This window comes from Stenotrophomonas maltophilia group sp. Smal17 (genome assembly GCF_030237045.1).
Taxonomy (GTDB): domain Bacteria; phylum Pseudomonadota; class Gammaproteobacteria; order Xanthomonadales; family Xanthomonadaceae; genus Stenotrophomonas; species Stenotrophomonas forensis.
The window spans coordinates 45,508-67,276 of sequence record NZ_JASJSU010000011.1; the positions used below are offsets into that span (position 1 = coordinate 45,508).

Here is a 21,769-nt window from a genome sequence, read left to right on the forward strand (position 1 = left end):
GTTGGTGAAGCAACGCACTGCAGCGCGCGGCACGTCAGGCCGCGTCCACAGAAACGATTCGGTCAGCATCTGGATCGTGCGGCGCGGCTGCAGCCGGCGCCCGCTCTTCGATGCCCAAGAGCTTGGTGATCTGCGGCAGCGCCGGCAGCGCGCCCTCTTCGGGCCAGCCAGCCACCTGCTCAACCGGCAGATCCAGAACCTTTGCCAGGTGCGCGTCATTGCCCAGGCCGAGCCGCGCGCGCAGCGCGCGCTTGCTCATGCGGGTGTCGATCAGGGCAGTCACGTGAGTGAGGGGAGATCCCCCGAACTGGTCGGGCTTCATGTCAGCCAGCTTGAAAGCCGCGTCGGCACGTGGAGATCGGGTGCGCCCAGCCCGGATCTCGCGAACTGCGTTGGGAGTGACACCCATACCGGAAGCCAACTGTTCAACAGTTGCGCCGGCGCTCAACAGCACTTCGATGTGGGATTTCCAGTCCATGGGCAAGGAACTTACAGGATTCTGTAGGCTCAATCAACAGCATTCTGTTACAGACTTCTGTGAGCATTCCGGTATGGAAACCATTGGCGATCGAGTAAAGAAGGCCCGGGCGGATGCCCGCATGAGCAGGTCCGAGCTGGCCGTGGCGACCGGGATTGGCTACAGCACCATTGCTGAGCTGGAACGGGGCGGAATGCAGACGAGCACAAAGCTCCGCGTCATTGCGTCCGCCCTGGGCGTTTCCCTAACGTGGCTAGAGACCGGCAAGGGCACGCAACACGGCCTAGCAGAGCCCCAGGCCGAGTACGTCGCGGCGTCTGAGATTCCCGCCGGCTATGTTCGCTTCCGCATGATGGATGCGCAGGCTGCCGGGGGTGTGGGCGTGGTGAACCAGGACTATCCGGCAGTGCTGCGAGAGGTCGATATCGCCGAATGGCAGGTGCGTAGCCAGATCGGATTCATCCCCGACGAGGGGCGCGTGCAGCTGATTACCGTTCGCGGGGACTCCATGCACCCTGATGTGAAGAACGGGGACGTGGTCATGGTCGACACGGCGCGCGGCTTCTTCGACGGCGACGGGGTGTACTTGATCAACCTCAACGGCTACACCATGGTCAAGCGCCTGCAGATGCTGCCTAACGGTCTGCATATCGTCAGCACGAATCCCAAGTACCAGAACGCCGTTCTGCCACCAGATGAGATTGACACCTTGCACGTAGCTGGCCGGATCGTTGGTGCTGCACTGATGCGCCGGGGCGAGGATATCTAGCGACAGGCAGCGCAAGACAGTGATCAAAAGGCCCCGCGACGACGGGGCCTTTTTCGTTCTGCAGCCCCGAAAGTGCAGACGCACAGATTTCTACAGAATCCTGTTGACTGAAATCTACAGAATCCTGTAGTTTTATCTCCAAGCCGCCTACACAGCCCCATCCCGGGGCCGGGCGCAGGAGATCACGCAATGGCAACCATGTCTCTAGGCGTCAGCAAGGCGCCACCCACCGTCGTAGCGATTCCCTCCCTCGGCGTGGTCGCCATCAAGGTGGGCGCTGCCAGCCTCTATATTGAACTCGCAGAGGCTGACCGCCTCTCGGTAGAGATCCAGCACGCCGCGCATCAGCTGCGCGGCGAATGCCAGGACGCCGCCGCATGAGCGCCGCCCTCGCCCACCACTCCAACGCCCAGCGCGCGGCAGCCGCCGCCGGCATCGTCGCCCGCGCTGGGTGCCGCTGGGGCCTCCTCCCCTATCAGGTCGTCGCAGCCGCCAGCTTCGCCGCCAATGCCGTGCTGCGGCAGGGCAAGAGCGCAGCCGGTGCCGTCGCTGCAGCTCGCCGCGCAGCGCGCGCACAGGCAGGTGCTGCATGAGCGCCGCCGCACCGAGCCTCCCCGTCATCGAAGTGCCTGGCTGTGGCATGCGCTTGCGAGTGATGAAGGATCCGGCCGGCTGGAGCGTGTCGGGCTGGCGCCGGACGAAAGGCGCAACGGCCATGGCCGTGTACGTGTCCACCGACACCGCGCCGACTTTCATGGAGACCGCTGGCCAGCACCACGTCATTGCCGGTCGCACTTACATCGCACTGCCGCCCACGAGCCAGAAGAAGCTACAGGCGTTCATTGCCTCCACTGAGGGCGCAGGCGCCCAAGGCGGTGCTGCGTGAGCTTCTTTGTAGACGCACAGCAGGCGATCCGGGCCGCGATTTCAGACCTGGAAGAGGAAGGCTTCGGCACTGAGGAGCTGCGGGAGGTCGCAGACGCGCTTGCCGATCTGATCGAGGCGGCTCAGGCAGCACGCACGTCCCTGCAGCACATGCGTGGACCGGATTCGATCATCCACGCACGTTCTGCCGAACTTGATGCCGCGCTCCTCCGCATCAAGGGCGGTGCCGCGTGACCGACCCCGACTTCTTCGCCGCCATGGCCGTCGGCATCCCGCCCATCACCCCGCCCGCCGGCCCCGCGCCCGCGCCGGCCGAGCCCACCACCGAACAGGAGACCGAGTAATGCGCCACCTGGTCCTGCCCTTCTTCTGTGCCTTCGTGGTCGGCCTGCTGCTCGCACTGCTCGCCTGGGCCCTGCACAACCGGGTCGACGCCGTCGCCCTCGCCTGCGCCATCGGCGCCGTGTTCTTCGCATGGCGCTGCTGGGAAGACCTCCAGAGCACTTGGCCAGCCTTCAAGGCCGAGATGCAGCGGCGCAGCGCCGAGCGTCAGCGCGCACCACTGGCCGCAGACGAAACCCACTGAGCAACCGCCCGCCCGATTGACCGGGCTCCGCGCCGGCCGGACTTCCACTCGCCGGTAACCCATCCCAGGGAGCCGCATGCGCAATCAACTCGACATCTTCGACCACGACCCGGCACGCCTCGCAAAGGCAAACCGCGACGCTGCCGAGCATGCCCTGACTGACGTGCAGTTCTCCCACAAGGTCCGTCAGGAGCGAGCAGCTCACTACACCGCCGAGGCGGAGCGTCTGGAAGCCCTGGCAGCTCTCTGCAGTCCAACCCGCGCCGCCGTCGGCGGCACCCACAGCAACGCGAGGAACGCACGTTGAACGCCATCACCATTCGCACCAAGGGCGACACCGAGATCCAGCTCGCCCTTTCTCCTGCGGCGATCACCAACCTGATCGAGCTCGCCGCAGATCCCGTCGCCTCCGGCAGCGTGACCGCCACTGGCCACACCAAGCTGTTAGCCGACGGCACCAGCGCTGCCGGCAGCGACCCGCGTACCGACCACGTCGCGGTGATCGACCACGCCACCGGCCTCATGTGGGCGGTCAAGTCCATCGGCGACAGCGATGGCGACCCGATGAGCCAGGCCGACTGCGAAAAGGCATGCCGTGAGCTGCGCCTGCTGGGCTACGACGACTGGGGCATGCCGAGCCGCGCCGAACTGGCCGCCCTTGTCGATGACAACCGCCATGAGCCCGCCATCGATACCGCGCTGTTCCCGGGCGTGCTGCCGCGCTGGCACTGGACCAGCACGCCGGCCGCCTGGTCCTCGGCGTCCGCGTGGTTCGTCAATTTCGGCTACGGCTACGTCGACGGCTCCCACCGCGGCAGCCTCGGGTTCGCGTTGGCCGTGCGTCGTGCCGGTCAGTAATTGGCCCTTTTGATCCTTTCCCTGGAGCAACCATGAACCCCATCATCTTCAAGAAGATCGGCGCCGACCGCAACCAGCTGCCGGACGATTCCATCGACCACGTCGCCGTGTTCCTGCCCGACTACGGCCTGACCTTCACCGCCACCAACATCGTGGACAGCGATGTTCCGCATGCTGACTGCGAATCCGCCGCCAAGGCCCTGGACTTCCTCGGCCACACCGACTGGGATCTGCCGACCATCGAGGAACTGCAGCTGCTGATCGACCGCAGCCGCTACTCGCCGGCCATCAACACCGACTTCTTCAAGGACATCCAGAACGACTGGTACTGGTCGAAGACCCCGGCCGCCTGGTCCTCGGCGTCCGCGTGGAGCGTCAGTTTCGGCGGCGGCTACGTCAGCAGCCTCCCCCGCTACGGCAGCGGGTTCGCGTTGGCCGTGCGTCGTGCCGGTCAGTGATTTGATTTTCTGCTGAGGCTTTCCCGATGACCTCCCGATTCCAGCCCCCACCCATCATCAAGGCCGCCGAACGCATGGCGGTCGAGATCGAGAACGCCGTGCGTCGGTTCGCCCGCTACCATCGCTACCAGATCGGCAGCGACCTGCGCGCGCGTGCCCAGCAGGTGTTCATCAACGCCAACAACGCCTGGCGTGAGCGTGCTGAGCAGGCGCGATGGGTGGCGGTGCTGGTGCGGGATATCGACGCTCTCAAGCAGCTCCTGCAGATCGGCAAAAGGGTTGGCGCCTTCGCCAGCTTCCGCCAGTTTGAAATGCTTATTCGCCTGGCCGAAGAGCTGGGCATGCAGGCCGGCGGCTGGCGCCGCCGCCTGCGCGAAGTCTCCCATGCCCAGAATGCGCAAGCCGATGGCGTCGCGCAGCGTGGCAAGAAACTGAGTACCCGTACCGCCCTTGCGGGGGCCAACTCATGACGACGCCGCGCTATCCGCATCCGGGCTGCGCGGCCTGGTCGCAAGTGTATGGGGAGGCGGCCGCCTGGTCCTCGGCGTCCGCGTGGAACGTCAATTTCAACAACGGCAACGTCAACAACAACCACCGCAACAACAACGGGTTCGCGTTGGCCGTGCGTCGTGCCGGTGAGTTTCAGGGAGAGGTAGGCCTGCAGGAGTTGTACCAGGCATGGCGGCGTGCGCGCCGCCAGAAGGTTCCGAGCTTCAACCAGCTGCGATTCGACCATCGCTGGGCCGACGGCCTGCTGCAGCTGCAGCGCGAGCTGCTGGCCGGCCGCTGGGAGCCACGGCCCTCGACGTGCTTCGTAGCAACCCGCCCGAAGGCTCGCGAGATCCATGCGCCGGACTTCGCCGACCGCGTCGTGCACCACTGGCTGGTGCCGCAGCTGGAAGCGCTGTGGGAGCCGACGTTCATCCACGACAGCTACGCCAACCGCAAGGGCCGCGGCAGCCATGCGGCTGTACGCAGGGCCCAGCAGTTCGTGCGCCAGGTGCACAGCGGCAAGGGTGGTGGTTGGTATCTGCAGCTTGACATCGCCAACTTCTTCAACAGCATCCACCGGCCTACCCTGTGGCGGCTGCTGCGTACCCGGCTGCAGCGCCGTGGCGCACCACTGGTCGTCCAGCGTGCCACCCATGCACTACTGCGCCGCTCGCCGCTACATGCCGGCGTCCAGTACCGGGCCACGGCTACCGAGCAGGCACAGGTGCCACCACACAAGCGGCTGGCCAATGCACCGGCCGGGCGTGGCCTACCGATCGGCAACCTGTCCAGCCAGTTCTTCGCCAATGTCTACCTGGACGCGCTGGACCAGTTCGCCAAGCACGTCCTCAAGGCCAAGCGCTACCTGCGCTATGTCGATGACTTCGTGCTGTTCCACCACGACCGCGAGCAGCTGGCCGCCTGGCGCGACCAGATCGAGGACTTCTTGCAAGACCAGCTCGGCCTGCGGCTGAAGGCCGAGCAGAGGCTCTGCCAGCTGACCGACGGCTTGGACTTCCTCGGATACGTGATCTACCCGACTCATACCCTGGCTCGGCGCCGGGTGGTCGGGCACCTGCACACCGCGCTGGCCGAGTGGGAAGGCAGGCACGTCCAGGGCGACAAGCTGCGCGGCACCCCAGCGGACTTCCGTGAGCTGTCTAACCGCATCGCCAGCTTCGCCGGCCATCTGCAGCACGCCAGCAGCCACCGACTGATGCGCCGTGTCCACACCCGATTCCCCTGGCTGCGCTCAGCAGCCCGTCCGCGACGGTTCAGCCACAAGGCAGAGCGGCGGATCCATTCAATCCGCTGGATCAAAGAGGTGCCCTCCCATGACTGATCAGCTGCTCACCGCTGCGCAGGACCAATCCGAGCCGGTCGAGTGCCCCTACTACAACGGCCCTGTGTGGGACGCTTTCGGGCTCACCCGTGCGTCTTATCTGGTCGTCCCACGTCGGACTCTGCAATCCATGCCGCTGAAATGGCAGCAGCAGTTCGTGGCGCTGATGGATGAGGCGCAAGCCCGCCTGCCCGCTGAGGCTTTCCCCCAATACACCGTGCGCCGAGTGGTCAGCGGCAAGTTCGTCGCCGACCCACTGCGTGACTACCGCCATACCGGGCCAATCCCGCCCAAGGAAAGCCGCGATGAGCCCTGATCAACTTCGAGCCTTCGCCCGCTCGATCCTCGACCGCAAGCTGCGCGCCGGCTGGCGACGGGAGCAGATCCTGCGCATCGAATACGAAGGATTCACCGGGCCGGCGCACGCCGGCTACCTGATCTCCGCCGGAAAGATCTCGGTGTGCCAGGAAAACCAGTACCTGATCCGCCATACCGACGCATGGGCCGTGACGTTCCGCATGACCGACCTACTACGTGATGAGTCCGCACTACCGCCGGCACTGCCGGCTCAACTGGACTTGTTCGCATGACCGCACCGCTTCCCATTTCCCCGGCCACCACTGTCGAGGCCACCAAGGCATCGTCGCCTGTCGCTGCGGTCGTCGCTGCCATGCGGCGCGTGGATCCGGCCGGCGCTCCCGTTGCCGCCAACCAGGTGCGCGCGTGGGCCGACACCCTGATGACCTCGCTCTACTCCGCGCAGCCTGTCCGCTGGGAATACCGCCTAAAGGACGACTTCAAGCCGGGCTGCTGGGTCCAGGCCGATGCCGGGCACGTCTACGCCGCTCACCAGCGTGGACTCGTTGTGCGCGCCCTGTTCGAGACACCGCGCGTCATCCAGCCCGAGAAGGTCCACGACTTCCAGCGGCGCGTCTGCACACGTTGCGGGATGAGCGAAGACTGGGCAGGCCCGGATTGCTTCCCGCCTGACAAGAAGGCCGACCCGCGCACCCTGCTCCCCTTCGATCCCAGCTGGCTCATCCAGCCACTGCAGTGGCTCGTCGATGCGCCGGCCCACCTCAACACTTACGACCGCCGCCACCGCGCGGCGCAAGCCACCTTCCTGCTGGAAAAGCTCGAAGCCCACATCCAGGAGTGCAACAAGCCATGACCCAGGAACATATCAGCCACCCCGAAGGGTTGCCGAACTGCGCGGCCGGCCACCGCGCGCGCCACATCCACGACAAGCGCTGTACCGCTGCCGGCGGTGGCCACCTGGTCGAGTGCGCCTGCAGGTCGACCAGCAAGCATGCCGACCCCGATGCGGCCATTGCGGCATGGCGCCGGCTCAACCGCCCGGCGCGCAGCGCGCGGCCGTCAGTGGTGCCTGCGGCGGTCGACAACGTCCTGCAGTTCCAGCTCGGCCTGGCTGAGCGCAAACCCAAGACCCAGCGCGCGGCGCTGGCGTCGATCTGACGGAGGGAATCATGGGAGCTGCCGAGAACATCCCATTCGAGCTGCGAGCCATAGGTGCCGAAGAAGTCGGCACCCTGCTCGGCCTGGCTGCGCGAACGGTGCTGGAGACCGTCGCCTGCAGGCCGGACTTCCCCGTCCGGATCAGCATGCGCCCGGCCACATGGATTGCCGGCGAGGTGCTGGCGTGGCGCCAAGCTAACCGAGCCGGTCAGCCAGCTCGTCGGCGTCGGTCTGGTAGTAAATCAAGAGGCTCTTCAGGTCCCGGTGGCCAATAACCCGGGCCAGCTCCATCACGTCCAGCTTCTTAGATAGCCGCCAGATCGCCTCTGCTCGGCTGTCGTGGAAGTGCAGGTTCTCGATCTGAGCGGCATCCCGCGCACGGCGGAAAAGGGTGTCTCGCGTGCCGGGGTCCAGATCGAAAACGTTATCCGCCTCCTGCGGCAGAAGGCTGATAATCTCCCGCGCGCGGGCTGACATTGGCACACGGCGAACGTCGCCGTTCTTGGTCTTCGGCAAGGTCACGGATTTGGCCGACACATCGGACCATTTCATGCCCAAGATCTCGCCCGCGCGCATGGCTGTCTCCAGGGCGAACATGAAGCACAGCGCGACCCGGTGCTGAGCCGTCTCCGGCACGCCGCCGTCGTATCCCAGCGCCAGCGTCAGCCGGTCGATCTCCTCCTGGGCCACCCTGCGCTTCCGGCTGGCCGGAGCCTGTGGCCGGTCCACGTCCTTGATCGGGTCCCCGTTCAGCCATCCCCAATCCTTCCGGCAGGATTTGAACACCGACTGCAGCAGGTTCATCTCGCGCCGGACGGAGGCGGGTGCGACCTGACCTAAGCGGCGCTCGCGCCATTCGGCCAAGTGGATCGGCCGAAGAGCGGGCAGGCGCACGAGCGCCAGGGGATCCCGCTCCAGCAGTCCCAGCCGGGCCAGCTCCCACCGTGCACCCTTGTGCTTAGGCGCCACCTCATCGGCATAGCGGCGCAGGGCGTCCTTCACGGTATTCTCTGGGAGGCGTGCACCCGTCAGCTCGGCTTCGCGCATCAGCGCCCACTGGACCGCTTGCGCCTTCGTGGGGAGGGTGTTCGACTCGCGTCGACCGTCCTTGTAGATCTCGGCACGCCAGGAGGTGCCGCGTCGTTGGATAGATGCCATGCCGACAATCTTCGGCGTAATTCTGGCGTAACGCCATCGGGCAGACACGGGCCAACGCGTGATTAGAGCGATTCGCGCAGCGCGCGCAAGCTACTGAATCCGTTGAATATAGTCACTATTCGGGCGTGATCGGGATTGAGCGGGAAAAGTGCCGTAGTGCCTTTCACCGGCACCACTGCATCAAAGGCCAGGTCCATGACCTGGCCTTTTGCTTTTCCAGGCCCAGGGTGTCCACACTGCCCGGCATGCCTGCGTCGAATGTGCCGTCACTTCCAGACACCTTGCCCGCACGTCTGCGCCCCCTGCGGACCGATGATGCGGCCGCATGGTCCCGCTACCTCTCTCTCTGCCGGGCGTGATCGAACACACCAGCTGGGGCGACATCTCGGAACACGCCTTGCGCCAGCAGGTCGCCCGCTATATGCCGGGCGGCCCCGATCAGCGCTGGGCGCTGGCCGATGCCGAGGACGGGTTGATCGGCACCATCGGCTTGAACGGCATCGATCTCCTGCACGGCCGCGCCGAGCTCGCGTATGACCTCGACCCGCATTGGCAGGGACAAGGGCTGGCCACCCATGCGGCGCGCGCAGTGCTCGACTGGGGGCACGCAGTACGCCGCCTGGTCCGCATCCAGGCGACTGTCCTCGACAGCAATGCCCGCTCGATCGCCGTGCTGGAACGCCTCGGCATGCAGCGGGAAGGCCTGCTGCACGCCTATCGCCGTGTACGGGGGCAGCCCCGCAATTTCTGGATGTTCGCCCATCTCGAAGGTACGGCCACGCCCCCTCGCTGAAACACAACTGCGACTTGTGACAACGTTGGCATTAGACGTAGCGCACACTTTTCTTGCCAGCCTCACGCACTTCTGCCTATCGTGATCGCGCCGGATCGGGGCGGGGGAATGCATGACGTTGCGTGCTGCACTGTTTTTTGTGGTCACGCACGCGCTCGTCATTGCCTTGATCGGACCGCAGGACCCGGTCGGCTCCTACCTGATGCTGATCACCGCCCCGCTGCTGGCCGCACTGGCCTGCGCGCGGCGTGCACGTGACAGCCGCGCGGCCTGCAAATGGCGGATGCTTGGCGCCGCCGTCGCGCTGTTCTCGCTTGCACTGCTGGCCCTGCTGTACCGCAACGTGGCCGGCCTCGATCCCACGCAGATGAGCGTGTCGTCGCTGATCCTGTACGTGTTCTACCGGATTCCCCTGACCTACGTCGCCGCCAGCCCGGGAGGCGGAAGCCGCGCCATCCGTGCGGTGGACCTGGCGATCATTGCACTGCTGTGGCTGCTGTACTACGTGCACACCCAGGCCATGGCCCCGCTGAACCCCGCGTTGTGGACGCAGTGCCTGAAGACGATGAGCAGCGTGCAGAACAGCCTGGTGTTCTGCTTCGCACTGATCCGCTTCATTGCCGAGGACAATCCCGACCGCCGCGATTTCTTCCGGACACTGACCCTCTACGCGCTGGGCTACTTCCTGCTGGCGCTCTACATCAACACCTACCAGCCGCAACTGCCCGATGGCAGCTGGGGGGACCTGCTGATCAGCGGACTGTTCGTGCTGCTGGCAGTGATGGCCGGCAGCCGTCGTCGCCGCGCCGCGGCGGAGATTTCCCTCACTCTGCGGCGCATCGTCGATGCCGGCGTGCCGTTGATGCTGCCCCTGCTGTTGATGATGGTGGCGCTGCTGGTCGCCCGCCTGCAGCCGACCCTGGCCACGGTGGGCTTCCTCGGCGCCCTGCTCGGCTATGCCCTGCGCAGTGTGCTGAGCCAGGTCGAAATCCAGCGCCAGCGCGATGAACTGGAAACCCTGGCCCGGCGCGATGCGCTCACCGGGCTGGGCAACCGGCGCTGCTTCGATGAGTCACTCGGCGCGGCCCACCGCCGTGCCCGCCGCCAGGGCCTGGGCCTGGCGGTGCTGATGATCGACATCGATCACTTCAAGCGGCTCAATGATACCTATGGGCACCCGGAGGGTGACCGCCGCCTGCGCGCGGTTGCCGCGATCCTCGATGGTTGCCTGCAGCGCGGCGATGACCTGCTGGCCCGCTACGGCGGCGAGGAGTTCATCGCCGCCCTGCCCTCGGCCGAGGCAATGCACGCGCTGGAGCTGGGCGAACGGCTGCGCGCCGCCGTCGAAAGCGCCGCACTGCCGGCTGCCGATGGCCAGGTGACCATCAGCGTGGGCGTGGCCTGGCAGGCCGCCGGCGATGAGCGCGAACCCAGTGACCTGGTCGCTCACGCCGACCAGGCCCTGTATCGCGCCAAGCGTGACGGGCGCAACTGCGTGCACCTCGCCCCGGCGCCCGGCACCGCCGAGGCCCCGTCCGGCCAGCGCGCCTAGACCGCGCGCAGGGCTGGTACCCCATGCGCATGCCCAGCACCTTCCTGGACACGGAAGCTGGCCACGGTCTGCAACAGGTGCGCCGACTGCTCCTCCATGCTGCGCGCGGCAGCCGAAGCCTCTTCGACCAGGGCCGCGTTCTGCTGGGTGCCCTGGTCGATCAGGTCCACCGCATGGTTCATCTGCTGGATGTCATCGCTCTGCTGTTGCGAGGCGGTGCTGATCTCGGTCATCAGATCGCTGACCCGGCGCACGTTGCTCACGATCTCGTCCATGGTGCGGCCGGCACTCTCGACCTGGGCGGTACCGGCCCCGACGTTGGCCACCGACTCATCGATCAGCTGCTTGATCTCCTTGGCGGCGCTGGCCGAGCGCTGCGACAGCTCGCGGATCTCGGTGGCGACCACCGCAAAGCCGCGGCCATGTTCGCCTGCACGCGCAGCCTCCACTGCGGCATTCAGCGCGAGGATGTTGGTCTGGAAGGCGATGCCATCGATCACGCCGATGATGTCGACGATGCGCCGAGAAGATGCATTGATCACCGCCATCGTCTCCACCACCTCGTGCACCACGCTGCCGCCCCGTGCGGCGACATCGGCCGCCCCACCGGCCAGCTGGCTGGCTTGGCGCGCGTTGGTGGCGGTGCGCTGCACTGTCTCGGCGAGCCCCTTCATCGACACCGCGGTTTCCTCCAGCGACGCCGCCTGCTGCTCGGTGCGCTGCGACAGGTCGCTGTTGCCCTGGGCGATCTCGGTCGCACCGACCGCGATGGTATCGGCGGCGAACTTGATCTGGCCGATGATCGCGGCCATCGCCTCGACCAGCGAGTTGACGCCGTCGCACAGTTCGGCGATCGCGCCCTGCTTGTCGGCCGTGGCCACGCGCCGGGTCAGATCGCCCTGCTTGGCTGCGGCCACCACCTCGCGGGTCTGCGCAACCGCACGCTGCATCGCCTGGTTCTCATGCACCTGCGCGGTGATGTCGGTGGCGTACTTGACGACCTTGAACGGCTTGCCGTTGAGGTCGAGGATGGGATTGTAGGAGGCCTGGATCCAGACTTCGCGCCCGCCCTTGCCGAGGCGACGGTACTGCCCGGCATCGTATTCGCCGCGCCCGAGCTTTTCCCAGAACTGCCGGTATTCATCGCTGCTGCGATGCCCCGGCTCGACGAACAGCGAATGATGCTGGCCACGCACCTCATCAAGGCTGTAGCCGGTGGTGGCGAGGAAGTTGTCGTTGGCCGAGAGGATGCGGCCATCCATGCTGAACTCGATCACCGCCTGCGACTTTCCAATCGCCGCCAGCTGCCCCGCGGAATCGGCCGCCTGCAGCTTCTGCGCCGTGATGTCGGTGGCGAACTTGACCACCTTGTAGGGCCGCCCCAGCTGGTCAAGCACCGGGTTGTACGACGCCTGGATCCAGATCTCGCGCTGGCCCTTGCCGAAGCGACGGTACTGCCCGGCATCGTACTCGCCGCGCCCGAGCCTCGCCCAGAAATCACGGTATTCCGCGCTGCGTGCCAGTTCGGGATCGACGAACAGCGAATGGTGCTTGCCCTGGATCTCGTCCAGCCGGTAGCCCATCGCCTGCAGGAAGTTGTCATTGGCCTGCAGGATGGTGCCGTCGAGTGCGAACTCGATGACCGCCTGCACGCGGTGCAACGCCGCAACCTGGGCTTCGAGCTCGGCGCGGTGGGTCGCCGCCGGCTCGGTGCGGGTGCGCTGCTGCGGGGCCAGCGCGCCCAGCAGCGCGCGCCACGGCGACCAACGGGTATGCAGCTCGGCCGGCGCCTGCGCGCCCGCCGTGAAGCCTGGAATGAGCATTGTCTGATCCTCGGTGTCCGGTAAGCGGTTGCGACCCGACGGGCGGGATGCCCGGCGGCAACTTCAGTTGCTTGGGACTACAGGTACCGGGTGGGCACCCCTCGAGCGGCTGGCAAGAACATCTGGTGCGGGTGCGATCGGCATCTGGGAGCAGCGGAACACACAGCGCGGACCGCCCATCGGGGGCAGCCTGGGGTCCTGCAGCGGGTGACTGGAGCGGGATCCAGAGGAGATATCGGCGATGGGGCGGGCGGCTTTAGCGGGATTCCGCGACGTCCGTCGCAACTTGCGGCGCCATTGCGGGGATGCGGTAGACAATCGCGATGTACTTCACAGCTTGCTCACGCGCGACCGGCACACCTCCGAGGGATTCCACCAAGCGCCGGCTGGGCGCGTTCTGCTCGGCTACCGGGTAACGGAATGCGGCGCAGTCCAGCCGCAGGGACGCGGACGCCAGCACCGCCGACACGGCTTCGCGGCCATAGCCCTGCCCATGCATGGATTCAGCGATCCAGATGCCCAGCTCGGGTTCCGCATCACCGGTACGATGCAGGCCTGCCAAGCCAAGGAAGGTGTGGTCCGTGCGGCGGCGGATGACGAATGTGAAGTCCGAACCATCAGCGATGGTGAGCAACCACGTGCGCCAGACCACGGCGAATGCCTGCTCCGATGCAGGCGGATCGAATGCCATGTAGCGGGTCAGGCCCGGCGTGATCGCGATGAACGCCTCGCCTGCGTCATCCGTTGTGAAGGGCCTAAGGCTCAGCCGCGGGCTGCCGATGGTCCAGTCGCTGGCACGCGGGATAGGGGTCGTCGTTGCCTTCATTGAGCACAGCCTCGCCCGAACGCCGATGCAGTTCAAGCCGAAAAGGTTTGCATGACCAACGGGAGATTCCGAGGCAGATGAAAATGGCCAGCATGCAGCGGACTGCAGGACGTTCATTGACACGGAGATCGCATGTTCACACGCTTGGCCAGCTTCCTGATCCTGGGCCTGTGCAGCGCCGGCGCCCTGGCCGCCGATGCCCCCTATCGCCCGACCTTCCATCCCGACCAGTTGAAGGGGCCGCCCGCCGGGCGCCCGAACGAAGTGCTGGTACTGGGCAGCACGCACTTGTCCGGCCTGCCCAAGACCTTCCAGCCGGCCCTGCTCGAGCCGTTGCTGCAGCGGCTGGTCGCCTGGAAACCCGAGCTGATCGCCACCGAGGACCTGTCCGGCCTGCAGTGTGATTTCATGCGCCGCTACCCCGCCCGCTACGCGGAAAGCGTGGCCACCTACTGCTTCGACACTTCGGCCGCACAGGCCGCGACCGGGCTGGACGTGCCCGCTGCGAACACCGAGGTCGAGCGCCTGCTCTCGAACTGGCCAGATGATCCGACGCCTGCCCAGCGTCGTCGGCTGGCCGCGCTGTTCCTGGCGGCGGGCGAACGGGGATCGGCCCAGGTGCAGTGGCTGCGCCTGGCTGCCGCCGAACGCAAGGACGGCGACGGGCTGAGCGCGGCCCTGGTCGAGTTCCTCGACAAAGGCCTGGCTCGCCGCAATGAAACGAATCTGATCGCTGCCGAAGTCGCTGCGCGCCTCGGCCATGAGCGTCTCTGGGCCGTGGACGACCACACCGCCGATTCGCCCACACCTGCCGAGGACGAAGCGGCGGCCAGCGCCGCCATCACCGGCGCCTGGAAGAACAAGCACTCGCAGGCGCGGCGGGACGCCGACAAGCGCCTGGTGGCCGACCTGGACAAGCCCGACGGCGTGCTGGCGCTGTACAGGGCCTACAACAGCCCCGCAGCGGCGATGGACGCGTACCGGAGCGACTTCGGCGCGACACTCGTCGAGCCCTCAGCCAAGGCGTTCGGCAGGATGTATGTCGGCTATTGGGAAACCCGCAACCTGCGCATGGTCGCCAACATGCGCGACGTGCTGGGCCTGCACCCCGGCAGCCGCATGCTGGCCATCGTCGGTGCCTCGCACAAGGGCTACTACGAGGCTTACCTCAACCAGATGCACGATGTGCAGCTGGTCAGTGCGGACGCAGTATTGCGCTGACGGTGGATGGTGCCGGCCCTGCGTCGGCACTATCCTGCAGGGCCCGCGTTGCAGGTACCGACATGCTCAAGGTGATCGCCGAGGATTTCATCCATCCCGATGCCGTGGAAACCGTGCTTCCGCTTTACCGGGAGCTGGTCGCGTGCACGCAGCGCGAGCCGCTGTGCGTCAGCTATGAACTGTTCGTTGACCAGAAGGATCCCGGGCACTTCATCTTCATCGAGCTCTGGCCGGACCGCGCCGCGCTTGACCTCCACTGCGCCAGCGAACACTTCCAGCGCCTGGTGCCACAGATCAACGCCTTCCAGCGTGCGCCCTGCCGGTTCGTGCTGATGGACGCCGCTGCGCTGTAGATCACGGGGCGGCGGTTCGCGGTGGTGGCCGATTGGCCCGCCACAGCACCGCGCTTGCGGCCAGCGTGCAGGCCAGTGTCAGCACCAGCAACGCCACAACGCCGCCGTGCAGCAGCGGCAGCAACGCCTGCGCATGCAGGTCGCCTCGCAGTTGTTCCAGGCGCAAGCCGGCGGCCAGCGCCAGGCACCAGCCAATCATCGCCGGTGCGTAGGCGGCAACGACAGTTCGATTCCAGGCCATCATCGTGCACTCTCCTGTCCGGGGTGGATGGGGCGATTGTTCCGCCCCGCCCTCTCACAGGCTGAGACCGCCTCCAGCGGCTATCGCGACCAGCCTCCGCCCAGCGCCGCCATCAACGCCGCGCTGGCCTGCAGCTGCCGGCTCTGGATGTCCTGCAGCCCCAACTGCGCCTGGCGGGCATCGGTCTGCGCGCTGACCACGTCCAGGTAGCTCACCGCACCACCGGTGTAACGGTCATTGGCGATCTGCTCGGCACGCCGCGCCGCAGTCACCGCATCCTGCTCGTGGCCGCGCTGCGCATCGAGCTGGCGCAGCAGGGTCAGCTGGTCTTCCACCTGGCGGATCGCGGCCAGCACGGTAGCCCGGTACTGCGCCGAGGCCGCGTCGAACTCGGCATAGGCCTCGGCCTTGGCCGCCTTGCGACGGCCGCCATCGAACACCGGCAGCGCCGCCAGCGGACCCAGCGCCCAGTAGCGGTTACCCGCGTCGAGCAGGGCACTGCCACCCGAGGTCTGGCCACCCAGCAGGCCGCTGAGACTGAGCTGCGGGAACCACGCGGCGCGCGCCACACCGATGCCCGCATTGGCAGCGAACACCCGGCGCTCAGCGGCAGCGATATCCGGCCGTCGCTGCAGCAGGCGGCTGGGCAGATCGGCAGGCACCGATGGCAGGGCTGGCAGACCCGCGTCGGCGATGACGAAGCCGGTGGCCGGCGCGCCAACCAGTTCGGCGATGGCATGCCGCAGCAGTTCATGGCGGCCGTCGAGCGCATCCAGATCGGCTTGCGCGCTGGCCAGTTGGTGCTGCGCCCGCGATACGTCCAGTTGCGAAGCGATCTCGCCACGGAAACGGTCTTCGGTCAGCGCCAACGCCTGCCGGTAGTCCTCGATGCTGTCATGCAGGATCGCCTGCTGCGCCTCGGCGCCGCGAAGCTGCAGATAGAGCCCGGCCAACTGCTGCGACAGGCTCAGCCGCGCAGCGGCAAGGTCATCGCCACTGGCTTCGGCACGCGCCTTGCCCGCGGCAGCCGCGTTGCGCAGGCGGCCCCACAGATCAAGGTCGAACGACAGCGAGAACGTGGCGGTATTGCTGTCATAGATGGCCGGCTGGGTGGCGCTGCGCAGCGGCTTGTCATCGGACTGCCGCTGGCGCACCGGGCCGGTACTGAAGCCGACCTGCGGCGCCCGCGCCGATGCCACTTCACCCGCTGCGGCGCGTGCCGCATCGTAGTGCGCCACGGCCAGCGCCAGGCTCGGGTTGGCCGCGCCCAACTGCTGTTGCAGCTGGTCCAGCACCGGGTCCTGGAAGGCCTGCCACCACGCCTGTGGCAGCGGCGAGCGGGTATCCACTTTTTCCGTGTGCTCATAGGCTGCAGGCATCGCCAGGACCGGCGTCTGATAGGTGGGTGCCAGCGAGCAGCCTCCCAGCAGCAAGCCCATCACGACCAGCGTCGCTGTGCGCTCAGCCGCGGGCATGCGTGGGCTCCTGTCCGCCGGCCACCACATGCACCCGGTCACCTTCGCGCAAAGCATCAGGCGGATTGGGAATGACCCTGTCCCCGGCCTGCAGGCCTCGGTCGACGCGCAGCGTGCTGCCCAGGTCACTGGCGATATGGATGTCGCGCAGGTGCACGATGTCCTTGCTGTCGACCACTGCCACCTGGGTGCCCTTGGCCCGGAAGATCAACACCTCCGCTGGCACGCTCACGCCAGCTCCTCCGCCCTGCAGTGGCAGCGTCACTTCCGCGTAGCTGCCGGGCAGCAGTGCGCCATCGGCATTGTCGACCACGAACTGTGCCAGCAGGGTGCCGGAACTGCGGTCGATCGCGCTGGAGTCTCCCTGCAGGGTGGCGGTGAAGTGGCGTCCCTCCTGGCCCGGTACCTGCAAGGTTGCCTGCAGCCCGGGACGGATGCTGGCCGCGCTGTTCTGCGGTACCGGCACCATCAGGCGCAGGCGTCGGGTATCGGCGATGTTGAACAACTCGCGCCCGCTGTCATCGGCGCGGATCAACTGGCCGACATCGGTCTGCCGCGAGGTGACCGTGCCATCGAACGGCGCACGCAAGGTGCGGTAACGACCGAGTTCCTGCAGCCGCGCGTAGTCGGCCTGCGCCGCTTCCACGCTGGCCTGTGCGGCCACCGCATTGGCCTGCTTCTCGTCGGCTTCCTGGCGCGATACCGAATGGCTGCCGAGCATGCCCTGCCAGCGCTCGGCGCTGACCTTGGCCAGCGCCGCATCGGCCTGCACCTGCAGCAGATGGGCATGCGCCTGCGCGATCTGCTGGTCCAGCTCCGGGCTGTCGATCACCGCCAGCACCTGCCCCGCCTTCACCGGCTGGCCGATGTCAGCGCTCCACGACTTCAGGTAGCCACCCACACGCGCGTGGATCGGTGCTTCGGTCCAGGCACTCAGGTGCGACGGCAGCGTCATCGTGCCCGCAGCACCCCGCGCCCCTGCGGTGACCACCTGCACCGACGGCACCGCCTGGCGCTCGGTCCAATCGACCACGGCGTGTGCCTGCTGCGCGCGCAGGGCCAGGCCACCGGCAACGAGGATGACCACCACGGCGGCGGCCAGGACCAGAGGACGGCGCAGCGAATGCTGCGGCAGCGAAGACTCAGACATGCAGGGGTTCTCCGGCAGGAGCAGTACGGGTTTTACGGGAGTGGGCCAATGCGAACACCACCGGCACGAACAGCAGCGTGGCGCACGTGGCCAGCAGCAGGCCGCCGATCACCGCGCGGCCCAGCGGTGCATTCTGTTCAGTGGACAGTGCAGTCGGCAGCATGCCCAGGATCATCGCCAGCGCGGTCATGCAGACCGGGCGGAAGCGGGTAAACCCCCCTTCCAGTGCGGCCTTGACCGCGTCGCCGTGCTCGGCCAGGCGCTCGCGGCAGAAACTGACCACCAGGATCGAGTTGGCCGTGGCCACGCCCATGCACAGGATGGCACCGGTCAATGCCGGCACGGACAACGTGGTGTGGGTCAGGAACAGCATCCAGACCACGCCTGCCAGGCCCGCCGGCAGCGCGGTGATGATCACGAACGGATCGGTCCAGGACTGGAAGTTGATGACGATCAGCAGGTAGATCAGCACGATCGCAGCCAGCAGGCCGTAGCCCAGGCCGCTGAAGGCCACGTGCAACGCATCGATCTGGCCGTGCAGGCCAACCTCGGTGCCGCGCGGCCGCTGGCCTGCCATGCCATCGATGATCTTCTGCACGTCGGCCGCCACGGCGCCGAGATCGCGGCCCTGCACGCTGGCATATACGTCCAGCGTGGGTTGCACGTTGTAATGGGTAACGACCGCCGAACTGGAGCCGCGCTGGATCTCGGCCAGGCCACCGAGCACCTGTGGCACGCCACCACCGCTGCCGGTGACCGGCAGCGCCTGAAGTGCGGCCAGGCTGTCCATGCGGTACTGCGGCGTGGCGGCGACCACGCTGTAGGAGATGCCGTTCTTCGGGCTCAACCAGAATGTCGGGGCGACCTGGCCGCTACCGGCCAGCGACGCCACCATGCTGTTGGTGACATCACGCTCGGTGATGCCCAGCCCATTGGCGCGAAGCCGATCGACCTCCACCTTCAGGGTCGGGTAGCCATCGGGTTGCTGCAGGCGCAGGTCGACCAGGCCCGGCACGTGGCGCAGGCGGCGCTGCAGTTCCTGCGCATAGGCGCGATTGCCGGCCGCATCCGGTCCGGCGATGCGCACGTCCAGCGGTGCCGGCGAACCGAAGTTGAGGATCTGGCTGCTGGTATCGGCGGGCAGGAACGCAAAGCTGGCGCCCGGGAAGGCCGAAGGCAGTACCTCACGCAGGCGTCGCGCGTATTCGGCGGCATCGCCGTGACCCGGTTTCAGCGAGACCTGGATGTCACCATCCTGCGGACCGATGGTGCCCGTAGCGCTGTAGGCCATGTTGATGCCGGTCATCGGCAGGCCGAGGTTGTCGACGATGGCATCGATCTCCTGCGGCGGCAGTTCCTGGCGGATGCGCGCTTCGATGCGGTCGAATGATGCAGCGGTTTCCTCGATGCGCGTGCCCAGGGGCAGGCGCACATGCAGCGACAATGCACCGGCTTCGGTGGCCGGGAAGAAGTCCTGGCCCAGGGTTGGCAGCAGCGCGAAGGACACCAGCACGCAGGCAATGAAACCCAGCAGGAAGCGGCCCCGGTGCGCCAGTGCCAGGCCCAGCAGCGCGTGGTAGCGGTCGCGGGTGGCGGAGAATCCGGCTTCGAAGCGCTGCTGCCAGCGCACCAGCGTGGCCGCCATCCGTGCGCGACGCGGTTGCGGATGATCGCCTTCATGATGGTTGAGGAACGCATCCTCGGGATGATGGCCTGCCCCGCCCTCCACCCGGTGCGGACGCAACAGGTACAACGCCATGGTCGGCACCAGCGTGCGCGACAACACGAACGAGCTGGCCATGGCGAAGATCACCGCCAGCGCCATCGGCCGGAACAGATAACCGGCGATGCCGTCGAGCAGGAACATCGGCACGAACACGATGCAGATGCACAGCAGCGACACGAATGCCGGGCCGACGATCTGCGCAGCGCCCTCAAGGATCGCCTCGCGTACGCCCTTGCCCTGCTCCAGGTGCCAGTTGACGTTCTCGATGGTGACCGTGGCATCGTCGACCAGGATGCCCACGGCCAGTGCCAGGCCACCCAGGGTCATCACATTGAGCGTCTGCCCGGCGGCGGACAGCAGCGCGATGGCCGACAGCACCGCCAACGGAATCGAGGCGGCGATGATCACGGTCGAGCGCCAGCTGCCGAGGAACACCAGGATCATCACGCTGGTCAGCAGCGCGGCGATGATGCCCTCGCGGGCGACGCTGCTGATCGATTCGCGCACGAAGGTGGACGCATCGCCGAGCAACGAGATCTTCAGCGACGGCGGCAGGGTTTCCCCGATCTGCGGCAGCATGGCGCGGATACGGCTGACCAGGGTCAGGGTCGAGGCGTCGCCATTCTTCAGCGCCGCCATCAGCACCGAATGGCCACCGTTGACCCGCACGATGTTGGTCTGCGGCGGCGAGCCATCGCGCACATGGGCGACCTGGCCGATGGTGACCACCGCACCGTTGACGGTGCGGATCGGCAGGTCGTTCAGCGCTTCGATTTCGCTGGGGCTGTTGTTGAGCAACACGGTGAATTCGTTGCTGCCCAGCTTGGCGGTGCCGACCGGGGTGATCTGGTTCTGCGCGGCCAGTGCGTTGCCCACGTCCTGCGCGGACAGGCCCTTGGCCGCCATTGCCTGCGGGTCCAGGTCGAGGGTGATCTGGCGCTGCCTGCCGCCGTAGGGCGCGGGAATGGCCAGGCCGGGGATCGAGGTCAGCGGCGGGCGCACGGTGTTCTGCGCCAGGTCACGGATCTGCGATTCACCCAGCGTCGGGCTGGAGAACGCCATCTGCAGCACCGGCACGGTGGAGGCGCTGTAGTTGAGGATCAGCGGCGGGGTCATGCCGGCCGGCATCTGCTTGACTATGGTCTGCGAGATCGCGGTGATCTGCGCATTGGCGGTGCGGATGTCCACGCCGGGCTGGAAGAACACCTTGACCACGCCCATGCCCGCCAGCGACTGCGATTCGATGTGCTCGATGTCGTTGACGGTGGTGCTGAGCGCACGCTCGTAGGGCGAGATCACCCGCCCGGCCATCGCATCCGGTGACAGGCCGGTGTACTGCCAGACCACGGCGATGACGGGGATGCCGATATCGGGGAATACATCGGTGGGGGTGCGCAGCGCGCTGAGCGGACCGACGATGCAGATGAAAATGGCCATCACCACGAAGGTGTAAGGCTTGTTGAGCGCGGTCCTGACCAACCCGAGCATGCGGCTCTCCAGCGATGCCACTGCCCACCGCGGGCAGCGCAGGCCGGCAAGTATCGGCGCTACCGGCTAAAACAAGGCTGTGCCGCAGATGAAACATATTTCATGAAGGGAGTGGGTTCGGCAGGGCTGCGCCCTGCACCCGCAGAAGCAACGGCAACAGCAACAGCCAAAGCAACAGCAACAGCGTGCTTTCCGCGGTTTGGTGGGGCGATGCCGGAGTGCGGGGACGCCGCAAGTACGTCCGTGTAGGCTTGGCAGCCGCATCCATGCGGCTGACACCCCGCACTCCGACACCGCCCCACCTCTGACAGATTCCCGCGGCTGTTGGTGGGTGTCGACCTTGGTCGACACATCCGTCAGATATCGATAGTCAAACTTTGATCAGATCTACCGTGTCGACCAAGGTCGACACCTACCAGAGCAGAATGCCGTTCCAGCAGATCGCGAAATACTGTCGAAGGCGGGGTGGGGCCGGTGGCAGGGGTGTGAGCGCCATGGATGGCGCGACCAAGCCCCCATGGATGGGTTCACGGCGTCCCCTGCCACCGGACCCACCCCGCCATCCCACGGACTGCCCGCTTTTGACGTTGACGTTGATTGCGGCAGGTGCAGGGCTGCA

The 21,769-nt window shown here is 66.8% G+C and carries 27 protein-coding genes; 19 read left to right on the forward strand and 8 right to left on the reverse strand.

Annotated features, from left to right (window positions below; translation table 11 throughout):
• Positions 1-34: 34 nt before the first annotated feature.
• Positions 35-478 (reverse strand): helix-turn-helix transcriptional regulator, encoded by a 444-nt coding sequence (locus QRO93_RS05265; protein WP_187299771.1) that lies wholly within the window; start codon positions 476-478, stop codon positions 35-37.
• Between QRO93_RS05265 and QRO93_RS05270 the strand changes: the two genes are divergently transcribed.
• The 15 genes from QRO93_RS05270 to QRO93_RS05340 all read left to right on the forward strand — a co-directional run bounded on the left by QRO93_RS05270 (position 477) and on the right by QRO93_RS05340 (position 7,344).
• Positions 477-1,247 carry a helix-turn-helix transcriptional regulator gene (locus QRO93_RS05270; RefSeq protein WP_187299772.1) on the forward strand — a complete coding sequence of 257 codons (771 nt, stop codon included), beginning with the start codon at positions 477-479 and terminating at the stop codon, positions 1,245-1,247. The genes QRO93_RS05265 and QRO93_RS05270 overlap by 2 nt on opposite strands.
• Before the next feature lie 189 nt (positions 1,248-1,436).
• Positions 1,437-1,628, forward strand: coding sequence for a hypothetical protein (locus QRO93_RS05275; protein WP_053450109.1), 192 nt, complete (start codon positions 1,437-1,439; stop codon positions 1,626-1,628).
• Entirely contained in the window at positions 1,625-1,840 is a 216-nt protein-coding gene (locus QRO93_RS05280; protein WP_053450110.1) for a hypothetical protein, read from the forward strand. The genes QRO93_RS05275 and QRO93_RS05280 overlap by 4 nt, the downstream gene beginning before the upstream one ends.
• On the forward strand, positions 1,837-2,133 hold the full coding sequence (locus QRO93_RS05285) for a hypothetical protein (RefSeq protein WP_238581813.1): 297 nt from the start codon (positions 1,837-1,839) through the stop codon (positions 2,131-2,133). The genes QRO93_RS05280 and QRO93_RS05285 overlap by 4 nt, the downstream gene beginning before the upstream one ends.
• A complete protein-coding gene (locus QRO93_RS05290; RefSeq protein WP_053450111.1) occupies positions 2,130-2,366 on the forward strand; it encodes a hypothetical protein in 237 nt (78 codons plus the stop codon). Before QRO93_RS05285 ends, QRO93_RS05290 begins: the two co-directional genes overlap by 4 nt.
• Positions 2,367-2,475: 109 nt before the next feature.
• Positions 2,476-2,718: a hypothetical protein gene (locus tag QRO93_RS05295; RefSeq protein ID WP_053450112.1), complete on the forward strand. Its 243-nt coding sequence runs from the start codon at positions 2,476-2,478 to the stop codon at positions 2,716-2,718.
• A 76-nt stretch (positions 2,719-2,794) separates the two neighbouring features.
• Entirely contained in the window at positions 2,795-3,025 is a 231-nt protein-coding gene (locus QRO93_RS05300) for a hypothetical protein (protein ID WP_053450113.1), read from the forward strand.
• On the forward strand, positions 3,022-3,576 hold the full coding sequence (locus QRO93_RS05305) for a DUF1566 domain-containing protein (RefSeq protein ID WP_285303986.1): 555 nt from the start codon (positions 3,022-3,024) through the stop codon (positions 3,574-3,576). Before QRO93_RS05300 ends, QRO93_RS05305 begins: the two co-directional genes overlap by 4 nt.
• 32 nt (positions 3,577-3,608) lie before the next feature.
• Positions 3,609-4,034: a DUF1566 domain-containing protein gene (locus QRO93_RS05310; protein WP_053450115.1), complete on the forward strand. Its 426-nt coding sequence runs from the start codon at positions 3,609-3,611 to the stop codon at positions 4,032-4,034.
• 74 nt (positions 4,035-4,108) lie between these two features.
• Positions 4,109-4,504: a four helix bundle protein gene (locus QRO93_RS05315; RefSeq protein WP_148564982.1), complete on the forward strand. Its 396-nt coding sequence runs from the start codon at positions 4,109-4,111 to the stop codon at positions 4,502-4,504.
• The gene (locus QRO93_RS05320) at positions 4,501-5,868 is read left to right on the forward strand and encodes an RNA-directed DNA polymerase (protein ID WP_053450117.1); all 1,368 of its coding nucleotides are present in this window, start codon (positions 4,501-4,503) and stop codon (positions 5,866-5,868) included. The genes QRO93_RS05315 and QRO93_RS05320 overlap by 4 nt, the downstream gene beginning before the upstream one ends.
• Positions 5,861-6,184, forward strand: a complete 324-nt coding sequence (locus tag QRO93_RS05325) for a hypothetical protein (protein ID WP_053450118.1) — start codon at positions 5,861-5,863, stop codon at positions 6,182-6,184. The genes QRO93_RS05320 and QRO93_RS05325 overlap by 8 nt, the downstream gene beginning before the upstream one ends.
• Entirely contained in the window at positions 6,174-6,458 is a 285-nt protein-coding gene (locus QRO93_RS05330; RefSeq protein WP_053450119.1) for a hypothetical protein, read from the forward strand. The genes QRO93_RS05325 and QRO93_RS05330 overlap by 11 nt, the downstream gene beginning before the upstream one ends.
• Complete coding sequence (locus tag QRO93_RS05335) at positions 6,455-7,039, forward strand: hypothetical protein (RefSeq protein ID WP_053450120.1); 585 nt, start codon at positions 6,455-6,457, stop codon at positions 7,037-7,039. Before QRO93_RS05330 ends, QRO93_RS05335 begins: the two co-directional genes overlap by 4 nt.
• Positions 7,036-7,344 (forward strand): hypothetical protein, encoded by a 309-nt coding sequence (locus QRO93_RS05340; RefSeq protein WP_053450121.1) that lies wholly within the window; start codon positions 7,036-7,038, stop codon positions 7,342-7,344. Before QRO93_RS05335 ends, QRO93_RS05340 begins: the two co-directional genes overlap by 4 nt.
• Before the next feature lie 195 nt (positions 7,345-7,539).
• On the opposite strand, the gene QRO93_RS05345 is transcribed toward QRO93_RS05340, so the two are convergent.
• Positions 7,540-8,502 (reverse strand): site-specific integrase, encoded by a 963-nt coding sequence (locus tag QRO93_RS05345; RefSeq protein WP_053450122.1) that lies wholly within the window; start codon positions 8,500-8,502, stop codon positions 7,540-7,542.
• A gap of 355 nt (positions 8,503-8,857) precedes the next feature.
• Here QRO93_RS05345 and QRO93_RS05350 point away from each other — a divergent pair, with 355 nt between their 5' ends.
• A complete protein-coding gene (locus tag QRO93_RS05350) occupies positions 8,858-9,295 on the forward strand; it encodes a GNAT family protein (RefSeq protein ID WP_285303987.1) in 438 nt (145 codons plus the stop codon).
• A 112-nt stretch (positions 9,296-9,407) separates the two neighbouring features.
• Complete coding sequence (locus tag QRO93_RS05355) at positions 9,408-10,847, forward strand: GGDEF domain-containing protein (RefSeq protein ID WP_180880229.1); 1,440 nt, start codon at positions 9,408-9,410, stop codon at positions 10,845-10,847.
• Here the strand turns inward: QRO93_RS05355 and QRO93_RS05360 are convergent.
• Both QRO93_RS05360 and QRO93_RS05365 read right to left on the reverse strand, forming a co-directional pair.
• On the reverse strand, positions 10,844-12,670 hold the full coding sequence (locus QRO93_RS05360; protein ID WP_285303988.1) for a methyl-accepting chemotaxis protein: 1,827 nt from the start codon (positions 12,668-12,670) through the stop codon (positions 10,844-10,846). The two genes, QRO93_RS05355 and QRO93_RS05360, sit on opposite strands and share 4 nt — an antisense overlap.
• 256 nt (positions 12,671-12,926) lie before the next feature.
• Positions 12,927-13,496, reverse strand: a complete 570-nt coding sequence (locus tag QRO93_RS05365) for a GNAT family N-acetyltransferase (protein WP_180880225.1) — start codon at positions 13,494-13,496, stop codon at positions 12,927-12,929.
• Between the two features lie 132 nt (positions 13,497-13,628).
• Here QRO93_RS05365 and QRO93_RS05370 point away from each other — a divergent pair, with 132 nt between their 5' ends.
• Together QRO93_RS05370 and QRO93_RS05375 are read left to right on the forward strand one after the other, a co-directional pair.
• Positions 13,629-14,717: a DUF5694 domain-containing protein gene (locus QRO93_RS05370; RefSeq protein ID WP_180880223.1), complete on the forward strand. Its 1,089-nt coding sequence runs from the start codon at positions 13,629-13,631 to the stop codon at positions 14,715-14,717.
• Between the two features lie 62 nt (positions 14,718-14,779).
• Positions 14,780-15,070 carry a putative quinol monooxygenase gene (locus QRO93_RS05375; RefSeq protein WP_180880221.1) on the forward strand — a complete coding sequence of 97 codons (291 nt, stop codon included), beginning with the start codon at positions 14,780-14,782 and terminating at the stop codon, positions 15,068-15,070.
• Position 15,071: 1 nt separating this feature from the next.
• Here QRO93_RS05375 and QRO93_RS05380 read toward each other — a convergent pair whose 3' ends face one another.
• The 4 genes from QRO93_RS05380 to QRO93_RS05395 form a co-directional block, all read right to left on the reverse strand.
• A complete protein-coding gene (locus QRO93_RS05380; protein ID WP_053450128.1) occupies positions 15,072-15,314 on the reverse strand; it encodes a hypothetical protein in 243 nt (80 codons plus the stop codon).
• 77 nt (positions 15,315-15,391) lie between these two features.
• Positions 15,392-16,786, reverse strand: a complete 1,395-nt coding sequence (locus QRO93_RS05385) for an efflux transporter outer membrane subunit (protein WP_180880219.1) — start codon at positions 16,784-16,786, stop codon at positions 15,392-15,394.
• Positions 16,773-17,936, reverse strand: coding sequence for an efflux RND transporter periplasmic adaptor subunit (locus QRO93_RS05390; protein WP_180880217.1), 1,164 nt, complete (start codon positions 17,934-17,936; stop codon positions 16,773-16,775). The genes QRO93_RS05385 and QRO93_RS05390 overlap by 14 nt, the downstream gene beginning before the upstream one ends.
• Positions 17,929-21,150: an efflux RND transporter permease subunit gene (locus tag QRO93_RS05395; protein WP_180880215.1), complete on the reverse strand. Its 3,222-nt coding sequence runs from the start codon at positions 21,148-21,150 to the stop codon at positions 17,929-17,931. The genes QRO93_RS05390 and QRO93_RS05395 overlap by 8 nt, the downstream gene beginning before the upstream one ends.
• Positions 21,151-21,769 lie beyond the last annotated feature (619 nt).

Excerpts from the sequence above, each read along its gene's own strand:
- QRO93_RS05270 (WP_187299772.1), top strand. The coding sequence starts at position 477 with ATGGGCAAGGAACTTACAGGATTCTGTAGGCTCAATCAACAGCATTCT.
- QRO93_RS05265 (WP_187299771.1), bottom strand. The coding sequence starts at position 478 with ATGGACTGGAAATCCCACATCGAAGTGCTGTTGAGCGCCGGCGCAACT.
- QRO93_RS05275 (WP_053450109.1), top strand. The coding sequence starts at position 1,437 with ATGGCAACCATGTCTCTAGGCGTCAGCAAGGCGCCACCCACCGTCGTA.
- QRO93_RS05280 (WP_053450110.1), top strand. The coding sequence starts at position 1,625 with ATGAGCGCCGCCCTCGCCCACCACTCCAACGCCCAGCGCGCGGCAGCC.
- QRO93_RS05285 (WP_238581813.1), top strand. The coding sequence starts at position 1,837 with ATGAGCGCCGCCGCACCGAGCCTCCCCGTCATCGAAGTGCCTGGCTGT.
- QRO93_RS05295 (WP_053450112.1), top strand. The coding sequence starts at position 2,476 with ATGCGCCACCTGGTCCTGCCCTTCTTCTGTGCCTTCGTGGTCGGCCTG.
- QRO93_RS05300 (WP_053450113.1), top strand. The coding sequence starts at position 2,795 with ATGCGCAATCAACTCGACATCTTCGACCACGACCCGGCACGCCTCGCA.
- QRO93_RS05310 (WP_053450115.1), top strand. The coding sequence starts at position 3,609 with ATGAACCCCATCATCTTCAAGAAGATCGGCGCCGACCGCAACCAGCTG.
- QRO93_RS05315 (WP_148564982.1), top strand. The coding sequence starts at position 4,109 with ATGGCGGTCGAGATCGAGAACGCCGTGCGTCGGTTCGCCCGCTACCAT.
- QRO93_RS05320 (WP_053450117.1), top strand. The coding sequence starts at position 4,501 with ATGACGACGCCGCGCTATCCGCATCCGGGCTGCGCGGCCTGGTCGCAA.
- QRO93_RS05325 (WP_053450118.1), top strand. The coding sequence starts at position 5,861 with ATGACTGATCAGCTGCTCACCGCTGCGCAGGACCAATCCGAGCCGGTC.
- QRO93_RS05330 (WP_053450119.1), top strand. The coding sequence starts at position 6,174 with ATGAGCCCTGATCAACTTCGAGCCTTCGCCCGCTCGATCCTCGACCGC.
- QRO93_RS05335 (WP_053450120.1), top strand. The coding sequence starts at position 6,455 with ATGACCGCACCGCTTCCCATTTCCCCGGCCACCACTGTCGAGGCCACC.
- QRO93_RS05340 (WP_053450121.1), top strand. The coding sequence starts at position 7,036 with ATGACCCAGGAACATATCAGCCACCCCGAAGGGTTGCCGAACTGCGCG.
- QRO93_RS05345 (WP_053450122.1), bottom strand. The coding sequence starts at position 8,502 with ATGGCATCTATCCAACGACGCGGCACCTCCTGGCGTGCCGAGATCTAC.
- QRO93_RS05355 (WP_180880229.1), top strand. The coding sequence starts at position 9,408 with ATGACGTTGCGTGCTGCACTGTTTTTTGTGGTCACGCACGCGCTCGTC.
- QRO93_RS05360 (WP_285303988.1), bottom strand. The coding sequence starts at position 12,670 with ATGCTCATTCCAGGCTTCACGGCGGGCGCGCAGGCGCCGGCCGAGCTG.
- QRO93_RS05365 (WP_180880225.1), bottom strand. The coding sequence starts at position 13,496 with ATGAAGGCAACGACGACCCCTATCCCGCGTGCCAGCGACTGGACCATC.
- QRO93_RS05370 (WP_180880223.1), top strand. The coding sequence starts at position 13,629 with ATGTTCACACGCTTGGCCAGCTTCCTGATCCTGGGCCTGTGCAGCGCC.
- QRO93_RS05375 (WP_180880221.1), top strand. The coding sequence starts at position 14,780 with ATGCTCAAGGTGATCGCCGAGGATTTCATCCATCCCGATGCCGTGGAA.
- QRO93_RS05380 (WP_053450128.1), bottom strand. The coding sequence starts at position 15,314 with ATGATGGCCTGGAATCGAACTGTCGTTGCCGCCTACGCACCGGCGATG.
- QRO93_RS05385 (WP_180880219.1), bottom strand. The coding sequence starts at position 16,786 with ATGCCCGCGGCTGAGCGCACAGCGACGCTGGTCGTGATGGGCTTGCTG.
- QRO93_RS05390 (WP_180880217.1), bottom strand. The coding sequence starts at position 17,936 with ATGTCTGAGTCTTCGCTGCCGCAGCATTCGCTGCGCCGTCCTCTGGTC.
- QRO93_RS05395 (WP_180880215.1), bottom strand. The coding sequence starts at position 21,150 with ATGCTCGGGTTGGTCAGGACCGCGCTCAACAAGCCTTACACCTTCGTG.